General features: G+C 69.6%; 11 protein-coding genes. All 11 read left to right on the top strand.

What is annotated here, in order from left to right; translation table 11 throughout:
• The coding region (locus tag QH283_RS23895) for a hypothetical protein (RefSeq protein ID WP_280505182.1) at nucleotides 1-1,322 on the top strand (1,322 nt) is incomplete at its 5' end.
• A 159-nt stretch (nucleotides 1,323-1,481) separates the two neighbouring features.
• Nucleotides 1,482-3,389 carry a vWA domain-containing protein gene (locus QH283_RS23890; RefSeq protein WP_280505181.1) on the top strand — a complete coding sequence of 636 codons (1,908 nt, stop codon included), beginning with the start codon at nucleotides 1,482-1,484 and terminating at the stop codon, nucleotides 3,387-3,389.
• A gap of 301 nt (nucleotides 3,390-3,690) precedes the next feature.
• The gene (rpsH, locus tag QH283_RS23885; RefSeq protein WP_280505180.1) at nucleotides 3,691-4,089 is read left to right on the top strand and encodes a 30S ribosomal protein S8; all 399 of its coding nucleotides are present in this window, start codon (nucleotides 3,691-3,693) and stop codon (nucleotides 4,087-4,089) included.
• Nucleotides 4,090-4,103: 14 nt separating this feature from the next.
• On the top strand, nucleotides 4,104-4,643 hold the full coding sequence (rplF, locus tag QH283_RS23880; protein ID WP_280505179.1) for a 50S ribosomal protein L6: 540 nt from the start codon (nucleotides 4,104-4,106) through the stop codon (nucleotides 4,641-4,643).
• A 2-nt stretch (nucleotides 4,644-4,645) separates the two neighbouring features.
• On the top strand, nucleotides 4,646-5,053 hold the full coding sequence (gene rplR / locus QH283_RS23875; RefSeq protein ID WP_280505178.1) for a 50S ribosomal protein L18: 408 nt from the start codon (nucleotides 4,646-4,648) through the stop codon (nucleotides 5,051-5,053).
• Between the two features lie 70 nt (nucleotides 5,054-5,123).
• Nucleotides 5,124-5,777 (top strand): 30S ribosomal protein S5, encoded by a 654-nt coding sequence (gene rpsE, locus QH283_RS23870; RefSeq protein ID WP_280505177.1) that lies wholly within the window; start codon nucleotides 5,124-5,126, stop codon nucleotides 5,775-5,777.
• Nucleotides 5,778-5,957 carry a 50S ribosomal protein L30 gene (gene rpmD, locus QH283_RS23865; RefSeq protein WP_280505176.1) on the top strand — a complete coding sequence of 60 codons (180 nt, stop codon included), beginning with the start codon at nucleotides 5,778-5,780 and terminating at the stop codon, nucleotides 5,955-5,957.
• A 1-nt stretch (nucleotide 5,958) separates the two neighbouring features.
• Nucleotides 5,959-6,402: a 50S ribosomal protein L15 gene (gene rplO / locus QH283_RS23860; protein WP_280505175.1), complete on the top strand. Its 444-nt coding sequence runs from the start codon at nucleotides 5,959-5,961 to the stop codon at nucleotides 6,400-6,402.
• 155 nt (nucleotides 6,403-6,557) lie between these two features.
• The gene (secY, locus tag QH283_RS23855) at nucleotides 6,558-7,880 is read left to right on the top strand and encodes a preprotein translocase subunit SecY (protein WP_280505174.1); all 1,323 of its coding nucleotides are present in this window, start codon (nucleotides 6,558-6,560) and stop codon (nucleotides 7,878-7,880) included.
• Nucleotides 7,877-8,422 (top strand): adenylate kinase, encoded by a 546-nt coding sequence (locus tag QH283_RS23850; protein WP_280505173.1) that lies wholly within the window; start codon nucleotides 7,877-7,879, stop codon nucleotides 8,420-8,422. The genes secY and QH283_RS23850 overlap by 4 nt, the downstream gene beginning before the upstream one ends.
• Before the next feature lie 22 nt (nucleotides 8,423-8,444).
• The gene (gene map / locus QH283_RS23845; protein WP_280505172.1) at nucleotides 8,445-9,245 is read left to right on the top strand and encodes a type I methionyl aminopeptidase; all 801 of its coding nucleotides are present in this window, start codon (nucleotides 8,445-8,447) and stop codon (nucleotides 9,243-9,245) included.
• Nucleotides 9,246-9,288 lie beyond the last annotated feature (43 nt).

Here is a 9,288-nt window from a genome sequence, read left to right as displayed (position 1 = left end):
GTGCTCAGCTGAGCTGCCTGGCCGAGGCCACCGGGGGTTCCTACACCGACGCCGCCGACGGGCCCGCTCTGGAACGGACGCTGCCGCGCGTCACCACCGCCGCCCTGCGCACCTACGAGGTCACCGGCACCCCGATCACCGGCGGCCCCGATCACGGCTCCGCTCCCGTGCTGGCCGCCGGCCGCTATGTCGACACCATCGGCAAGGGGGAGACCCGCTACTACGCCGTCGACGTGCCGCAGGGCGCGACCGCCTATGTCAGTGGCATCCTGCCCTTCCCCCGGGTGTCGGGCCTGTCCATCCTCGACGACATCAACTCCCTGGTGCGCCAGGTGTACGGCCGCGACGGCCGCGAGTGCGGATCGTCGGACACCACGCTGGCAGCCGACGCCAGCAGCGGCACCGCGCTCACCGGCGTCGAGAGGTGGGAGGGCGCCGCCGAGGAACCCCGCGACGGCGACACCTGCCGTGGCGGCGGCCGCTACTACCTGTCGTTCACCTGGCGCAAGACCTCGGAGAAGCTGCCGCAGCGGTTGCCCTTCGAGGTGATCGTCGGTCTCGAGTCCGCCGTCACCGATCCCGGTCCCGCGCGCACCGAGACGGTCACGGCCATGGCCGAGCCGGCCGGTCATGAGGTGCCCGTGATCGGCGGCGGCTCCTTCACCACGGCCGCCGAGCTGCCGGGCAGCGGCCGCTACACCGATCTGTTGCAACGCGGCGAGATCGTCTACTACCGGGTGCGCCTGGACTGGGGACAGGGCTTGGCCTACCGCGTGCGCTTCGAGGGCGTCGGCGACCGGGACACGGTCAACATCAGGACCGGGCTGTTCGCCCCGACGGCCGAGGAGATCGAGATGGACACCGCCGCCTATCGCGGCTCCGAGAAGGTGCTGCCCACCTCCGCCGAGGCGATCGCCACCGTCCCCATCCGCTACGACAACCGCAACGGCTTCGACCAGCGCGAGCAGGCGCTGCCCGGTTGGTACTACCTGGCCGTCAAGGTCGGGCCCGGCTCCGGGCTGCGCAAGGGCGCCCCGGTCCCGGTGACCGTCGAGCTCACCGTGGCGGGCGAGCCCGAGCCCGGTCCCGTCTACGCCGACGCGGCCGAGGGCGGCGTCTTCGGCGAATCCGGCGGTGCGGGTCCCGCGCCCGCCGTGGCGGACGATGCCCATCCGGCCGTCGGGCGGGAGCAGACCGAGTCGTCGGCGCTGCCGATCATCGCCGGGGTCGCGGGCGCGGGGGTCGCGATCGCGGTGCTCGTCGGTGTGGTGGCCTGGCTCGCCCTGCGCGGGCGGAAGGGCGGGGCGCTGCCACGCCGATGACCACGGGCCGGGTGACCGCGGGCCGGCGCCCGAGAGCCCGGGGCCCTGGAATTCGTGGCATCCCCGCGCGTTCGGGACGGGATACGTTGGCGGCGTTCGAATCCGGCGCGGCGAGCGGTCGCCGGCGTCCGCGTCGGTCCGGGGGAGAAGGGGGCTGATGTGTTCGGTCGCAGTGGGTTCCGGCGCGGCCGGTCCAGCGCGAGCCTGCTGGCCCTCGTGGTCGGCATCGCGACGCTCGCGACTCCGGCCCCGGCCGACGCCGAGCAGACGCAGTACGCGCCCACGATGATCGTGCTCGACGCCTCAGGGTCGATGCTGCGGCCCGACCCGAGCGGGACGATGATGGACGCGGCCAGGAACGCGGTCCGCTCGTTCGTGGCTTCCGCGCCCGAACAATCCCGCGTCGGTCTGGCGGCTTACGGCACCGGCACGAGCAACGACGAGGCCGACAAGGCGGCGGGCTGCGTGGACGTGGAGATCCTGCACGAGCCCGACCCGTTGGACCGTGCCGCGCTGGTGAGCGCGGTCGACGGCATCCAGGCCTCGGGGTGGACCCCGATCGGGGTGGCTCTGCGGCAGGCCGTGGCGGCGCTGCCCGATTCCGGGCCGCGTTCGGTGGTGCTGGTCTCCGACGGTGAGGACACCTGCGCCCCGCCCGACCCGTGTGAGGTGGCGCGCGAGTTGAAGGCCGACGGTGTCGATCTGACCGTGCACGCCATCGGCTTCGCGGTCGACGAGGCGGCCCGTGCTCAGCTGAGCTGCCTGGCCGAGGCCACCGGGGGTTCCTACACCGACGCCGCCGACGGGCCCGCTCTGGAACGGACGCTGCCGCGCGTCACCACCGCCGCCCTGCGCAGTTACCAGCCGACCGGCACCCCGGTCACCGGCGGCCCCGACCACACCTCCGCGCCGTTGCTCGCCCCTGGCCACTACCTGGACACCATCTCCCAGCACGAGGTCAAGTACTACGCGGTGGACATCCCCCAGGGCGCGACGGCCTACTTCACCGGCATCGTCACCTACCCGCGCAACCCGAAGCTGTCGATCATCACCGACATGAACAGCGTGCGCAGCCGTGTCTACGGCCGGGACGGCACCGACTGCGGCGCGTCCTCCTCGGAGATGGCAGGCGAGAGCAGGGACGGGCAGACCGCGGCGGTCGCCGAGGTGTGGCGCGGGGCCACCCGTGAGCCCCGCACCGGCCGTCGCGGCGAGGACACCTGTCGCGGCGGCGGCCGCTACTACTTCGCACTGCGCTGGAAGCTGGTCTCCGGCGGCATGCCGCAGACCCTGCCGATGGAGGTGCTGGTCGGCATCGAACCCGAGGCCACCGACCCCGGCCCCGAGCCGGACGAGACACCGACGGCCATGGCCGAGCAGACCGGGCCCGCCGTGCCGGTCGTCGGCGGCGGCTCCTTCGCGGTCGCCCCCGAACTCCCCGGCAGCGGCCGCTACACCGACGTCCTGCAACGCGGCGAGACCGTCTTCTATCGCGTGCGCCTCGACTGGGGGCAGGGGTTGGCCTACCGGGTCCGCTACGACGAGGCGGACGACCCCACCAGAACCGAGCGCTCGAGCATCCGCACCGAGCTGTACTCGCCGTGGGCCGAGGAGATCGACAGCGACGGCGGCGGCTACAGCGGCTCCGAGCCGGTCCTGCTGCCCGGTGACGGCCCAGCCGCCACCCTGCCGATCCGCTACACCAATCGCGAACTCCGCGGCAGCCGGGCCGCCCAGTCCGTCGCGGGCTGGTACTACATCGCCGTCAAACTCGGCCCGCCCTACGACGAGGGCCCCGCCCAGCCCGCCACCGTGACCATCGACCTCACCGTCTCCGGCGCCCCCGAGCCCGGGCCCGCCTACGCCACCCCCGTGCGCGACGGCGTCTTCGGGGCCCCTGACGAGACGAACCCCGCCGCCACCGCGGCCGACCCGGCGGCCACCGCCGCCGATCACTCCTCCGGCCCGTTCCCCCTGCCCCTGCTCGCCGCGCTCGTCGGCGCGGTCGGATTGATCGCCGTCCTCGCCGCCGTCCTGCTCGCCGCCCGCCGCCGCGGCCGCCGCTGAACGTCGATCGCGACCACAGCCAGGGAGAGTCCCGGGGGCGCCGGTCCGGGACAGCCGGATCGTGCGCGCCGACCTCGGCGGACCCCGATTTTGTCCAGGTCGGGCGGTTGCCTACACTAGAGCGGTTGCCTGGGCACCTCCCTGCCCGCATGCGTGCTGCACGCCTGCGGTCGGCGCCCGTGGCACGTACCCAGCGGTCGGCGCTCTCGTGCCGGCCGGACCAGCCGAATTGCTGTAGGCCCACCATCCGTGCGCGGGTGTTGCATGGGAACCGCAGCGAGAAAGGTGTCGAGGTCGAACCATGACCATGACCGATCCGATCGCAGACTTCCTTACCCGTCTGCGCAACGCCAACTCGGCGTACCACGATCAGGTGAAGGCCCCGCACTCGAAGCTCAAGGCGAACATCGCCGAGATCCTCAAGCGCGAGGGCTACATCGCCGACTACCGGACCGAGGACGCGGCGGTGGGCAAGACCCTCGTCGTGGACCTCAAGTACGGCCCCAGCCGTGAGCGCAGCCTCGCCGGTGTGCGCCGCGTCTCCAAGCCGGGTCTGCGTGTGTACGCGAAATCCACCAATCTGCCCAAGGTCCTGGGCGGCCTCGGCGTGGCGATCATCTCCACGTCGCAGGGACTGCTCACCGACAAGCAGGCGGCCAAGAGCGGCGTGGGCGGCGAAGTCCTCGCTTACGTCTGGTAAGGGAGTCAGGACTAATGTCGCGTATTGGTAAGAAGCCCATCGCTATCCCGGCGGGCGTCGAGCTCACCATCGACGGCCAGGTCGTGACGGTCAAGGGCCCGAAGGGCACCCTGTCGCACACCGTCGCCGAGCCGATCACCGTCGCCAAGGGCGAGGACGGCCAGCTCGAGGTCACCCGCCCCAACGACGAGCGCCGCAACCGCTCGCTGCACGGCCTGACCCGCACCCTGATCGCCAACATGATCGAGGGTGTCACCAAGGGCTACGAGAAGAAGATGGAGATCTTCGGCGTCGGCTACCGTGTGGCCGCCAAGGGCTCGAACCTCGAGTTCGCCCTCGGTTACAGCCACCCGGTCCCGATCGAGGCGCCGGAGGGCATCACCTTCGCGGTGGAGTCGCCCACCAAGTTCTCCGTGTCAGGAATCGACAAGCAGAAGGTCGGCCAGATCTCTGCGGTCATCCACGGCCTGCGCAAGCCCGACCCGTACAAGGGCAAGGGCATCCGCTACGCGGGCGAGGTTGTTCGCCGCAAGGTCGGAAAGACGGGTAAGTGATCATGGCGCAAACCGAAAACCAGAAGTCCAAGCGCATCCCGCTGGGCAAGGACGTCGCCACCCGGCGCCGGCTGTCCAAGGCTCGTCGCCACTTCCGCCTCCGCAAGAAGGTGGCGGGCACGACCGAGCGTCCGCGTCTGGTCGTGCACCGCTCCTCGCGGCACCTGCACGCCCAGCTGGTCGACGACACCGTTGGCCGCACCATCGCGGCCGCCTCGTCGATCGAGCCCGACGTGCGCGCGATCGAGGGCGACAAGACCGCCAAGGGCAAGAAGGTCGGCGAACTCATCGCGGCCCGCGCCAAGGCTGCCGGTATCGAGGCGGTCGTGTTCGACCGTGGTGGTCACGACTACCACGGCCGTATCGCGGCGCTGGCCGATGCCGCTCGTGAAGGCGGGTTGAAGTTCTAATGAGCGGAGCTTGCGGAGCGAGCATTCAGCACAGCTCGCGATTCGATTTCATCAACGGAAGGAACGTCTGATGCCGGGACGTCAGCGGCGTGACGGCGGCAACGGACCCGCCGGACAGAACACCAGCGGCCCCGAGGGCGGCCGCGACAACCGTCGGGGCGGCGACCGCCGCGGCGGCGACCGTCGGGACAACGCGGCCGAGAAGAACCAGCTCGAGCGCGTCGTCGCGATCAACCGCGTCTCCAAGGTCGTGAAGGGTGGTCGTCGCTTCAGCTTCACCGCCCTGGTCATCGTCGGCGACGGCAACGGCCTGGTCGGTGTCGGCTACGGCAAGGCCAAGGAAGTTCCCGCGGCCATCCAGAAGGGCGTCGAGGAAGCGCGCAAGGGCTTCTTCCGCGTTCCGATGATCGGCTCGACCATCACCCACCCGGTCCAGGGTGAGGCGGCGGCCGGTGTGGTCATGCTGCGTCCGGCTTCGCCCGGTACCGGTGTGATCGCCGGTGGCGCGGCGCGCGCCGTGCTGGAGTGCGCCGGTATCCATGACATCCTGGCGAAGTCGCTCGGCAGCGACAACGCCATCAACGTCGTGCACGCGACCGTTGCGGCCCTCAAGCAGCTGCAGCGCCCCGAAGAGGTGGCGGCCCGTCGCGGTCTGCCGCTCGAGGACGTCGCTCCCGCGGGCATGCTGCGTGCGCGCGCTCAGGCGGCTGGAGGTGCCAGGTAAATGGCAGATCTCAAGGTGACCCAGATCAAGAGCTCGATCGGCGCCAAGAAGAATCAGCGGGACAGCCTTCGCACCCTCGGCCTGCGGGGAATCCGCAAGTCGGTGGTTCGTGAGGACAACGCCCAGAATCGCGGGCTGATCAACGTCGTGCGCCACCTCGTGACCGTTGAGGAGGTCTGACATGACCATCAAGTTGCATCACCTGCGGCCCGCCCCGGGCGCCAAGACCGACAAGACCCGTGTGGGTCGCGGTGAGGGCTCCAAGGGCAAGACCGCCGGTCGCGGTACGAAGGGCACCAAGGCGCGCAAGAACGTGCCCGCGGCCTTCGAGGGCGGCCAGATGCCGCTGCACATGCGGCTGCCGAAGCTCAAGGGCTTCAAGAACCAGTTCCGCACCGAGTACCAGGTCGTGAACGTCGGTCGGATCGCCGAGCTCTTCCCCGAGGGCGGCGAGATCGGCAAGGCCGAGCTGGTCGCCGCGGGCGCGGTTCGCAAGAACCAGCTCGTGAAGGTTCTCGGCGACGGTGAGATCGGCGTGGCGGTCCAGGTGACCGCCGACAAGGTGACCGCCTCCGCCAAGGAGAAGATCACCGCTGCCGGTGGCACTGTCACCGAGCTGGCCTGACGGTAGGCTCTGAACCGGTGGCACCGGACGAGTGAAACCTCGTCCGGTGCCACTTGTTAGAGTTCAATAGTTCTGCCAAGCCTCGCCATGGGTACCGGCATTCGCTGCCGAATTCTTCCCATGTCCAGACCATGTCGTTCGCGCCAGGAGGATCTGTGCTTTCCGCCTTCGTATCGGCCTTCCGGACTCCGGACTTACGGCGGAAGATTCTCTTCACGCTGGGGTTGGTCGCGCTGTACCGGGTGGGCGCCGCGCTGCCCTCGCCCGGCGTCGACTACAAGGCTGTGCAGGAGTGCGTCGACATTGTTTCCGGCGGTGAGAACGCCGGTATCTACCAGCTGATCAACCTCTTCTCCGGTGGCGCGCTGCTGCAGTTGTCGGTCTTCGCGATCGGCATCATGCCCTACATCACCGCGAGCATCATCATCCAATTGCTCACCGTGGTCATCCCGCGGTTCGAGGAATTGCGAAAAGAAGGCCAGGCCGGTCAGACGAAGATGACGCAGTACACGCGTTATCTGTCGATCGCGCTGGCCATTCTGCAGGCCACCGGCCTGGTCGCCCTCGCGGCGAGAGGCCAGCTGCTACAGGGCTGCCCCCAGGACATCCTGGCCGACACCAGCATCTTCGGCATGATCATCATCGTCCTGGTGATGACCGCGGGCGCGGCGCTGGTGATGTGGTTCGGCGAGCAGATCACCGAGCGCGGCGTCGGCAACGGCATGTCGCTGCTGATCTTCGCCGGCATCGCCTCGCGCATCCCCACCGAGGGCAAGGCCATCCTGGACAGCCGAGGCGGCGTCGTCTTCGGCATCGTCTGCCTCGCGGCCTTCGCGATCATCGTCGCGGTCATCTTCGTCGAGCAGGGCCAGCGCCGGATCCCGGTGCAGTACGCCAAGCGTGTGGTCGGCCGCAAGATGTACGGCGGCTCCTCGACCTACCTGCCGCTGAAGGTCAACCAGGCGGGCGTCATCCCGGTCATCTTCGCGTCCTCGCTGCTGTACCTGCCGAACCTGATCGCCCAGCTCACCGGCTCGCAGAACGCCACCGATCCGAGCTGGTGGCAGGAGATCATCCAGAAGTACCTGGTGAATCCGAGCAACCCGGTCTACATCGCGATCTACTTCGGCCTTATCGTCTTCTTCACCTACTTCTACGTGGCGATCACCTTCAACCCGGAGGAACGCGCCGACGAGATGAAGAAGTTCGGTGGCTTCATCCCCGGTTACCGTCCGGGCAAGCCCACCGCCGACTACCTCAGCTACGTGCTGAGCCGCATCACCCTGCCCGGCTCGATCTACCTCGGCCTGGTCGCCGTTCTGCCCAACGTGTTCCTCGACATGGGCAACTCCGGCGGCGTGCAGAACCTGCCGTTCGGTGGCACCGCCGTGCTCATCATGGTGAGCGTCGGCCTGGATACGGTGAAGCAGATCGAAAGCCAGTTGATGAACAGAAATTACGAAGGGTTCCTCAAGTGAGAGTTGTACTGCTCGGTCCGCCCGGTGCCGGCAAAGGCACCCAGGCCGTCCTCCTGTCGGAAAAGCTGGGCGTCCCGCACATCTCCACCGGGGACCTCTTCCGTGCCAACATCGGCCAGAAGACCCCGCTGGGCCTCGAGGCGAAGAAGTACATGGACGCCGGCGACCTGGTGCCGAGCGATGTGACCAACCGCATGGTCGAGGCGCGCGTCGGCGAGCCGGACGCCGCCAACGGCTTCGTCCTCGACGGTTACCCGCGCACGGTCGACCAGGCCGAGGCGCTGGAGAAGATCCTGGCCGGCATCGACAAGAAGCTGGACGCGGTGCTGTGCTTCGTCGTCGCCGAGGACACCGTGGTCGAGCGGATGCTCGCGCGTGGTCGCAACGACGACACCGAAGAGGTCATCCGCAACCGGCTGCGGGTCTACCGCGAGGAGACCGAGCCGCTGCTCGACCACTACGCGGGCCTCGTCGTCTCCGTCGACGGTGTCGGCGAGGTCGAAGAGGTCAACGCCCGGGCGCTGGCCGCCCTCGGCCACTGACGACACCGGGAGCGCTGAGCCAGTGGTCTTCGGCCGGAAGAACAAGAAGGTGGTGCCCTTCCGCACCGCGGGTGAGCTCGACGCGATGGCGGCGGCGGGCGCGGTGGTCGGCCGCGCCCTCGTGGCCGTGCGCGCGGCCGCCGCGCCCGGGGTCTCGACCAAGGAACTCGACGAGGTCGCCGAGACGGTGATCCGCGAGGCGGGCGCGGTGCCCTCGTTCAAGGGCTACCACGGCTTCCCGGCCTCGATCTGCGCCTCGGTCAACGACCGCGTGGTGCACGGCATCCCCAGCGCCGAGGAGATCCTCGCCGAGGGCGACCTGGTCTCCATCGACTGCGGCGCCATCCTCGACGGCTGGCACGGCGACTCCGCGTGGACGTTCGGCATCGGCGCCGTCATCGAGGCCGACCGCCTGCTCAGCGAGGCCACCCGGCTGTCCATGGAGGCGGGCATCGCCGCCATGCTGCCGGGCAACCGCCTGACCGACGTCTCGCACGCCATCGAGCTGGGCACCCGCGCCGCCGAGAAGGAACACGGCCGCGCCTACGGCATCGTCGACGGTTACGGCGGCCACGGCATCGGCCGCGAGATGCACATGGACCCCTTCCTCGCCAACGAGGGCGCCCCCGGCAAGGGGCCCCAGTTGGTGGTCGGTTCGGTGCTGGCCATCGAGCCGATGCTCACCCTCGGCACCGTCGACACCAAGATCCTCGACGACGACTGGACGGTGGTCACCGCCGACGGCAGCCGTGCGGCGCACTGGGAGCACACCGTCGCCGTCACCGAGGACGGACCGCGCATTCTCACTCCGCGCCCGGAGTGACATCGTTCACCCGGATCGGGGGGGGGGGGGGGGCGCGCGGCGG

This window comes from Nocardia farcinica, assembly GCF_029867845.1.
Classification (GTDB): Bacteria; Actinomycetota; Actinomycetes; order Mycobacteriales; family Mycobacteriaceae; genus Nocardia; species Nocardia farcinica_A.
This window is presented reverse-complemented; position numbering and strand designations above follow the sequence as displayed.

What these genes read in the sequence shown, in the direction of transcription:
- rpsH (WP_280505180.1), top strand. Translation starts at nt 3,691, where the DNA reads ATGACCATGACCGATCCGATCGCAGACTTCCTTACCCGTCTGCGCAAC.
- rplF (WP_280505179.1), top strand. Translation starts at nt 4,104, where the DNA reads ATGTCGCGTATTGGTAAGAAGCCCATCGCTATCCCGGCGGGCGTCGAG.
- rplR (WP_280505178.1), top strand. Translation starts at nt 4,646, where the DNA reads ATGGCGCAAACCGAAAACCAGAAGTCCAAGCGCATCCCGCTGGGCAAG.
- rpsE (WP_280505177.1), top strand. Translation starts at nt 5,124, where the DNA reads ATGCCGGGACGTCAGCGGCGTGACGGCGGCAACGGACCCGCCGGACAG.
- rpmD (WP_280505176.1), top strand. Translation starts at nt 5,778, where the DNA reads ATGGCAGATCTCAAGGTGACCCAGATCAAGAGCTCGATCGGCGCCAAG.
- rplO (WP_280505175.1), top strand. Translation starts at nt 5,959, where the DNA reads ATGACCATCAAGTTGCATCACCTGCGGCCCGCCCCGGGCGCCAAGACC.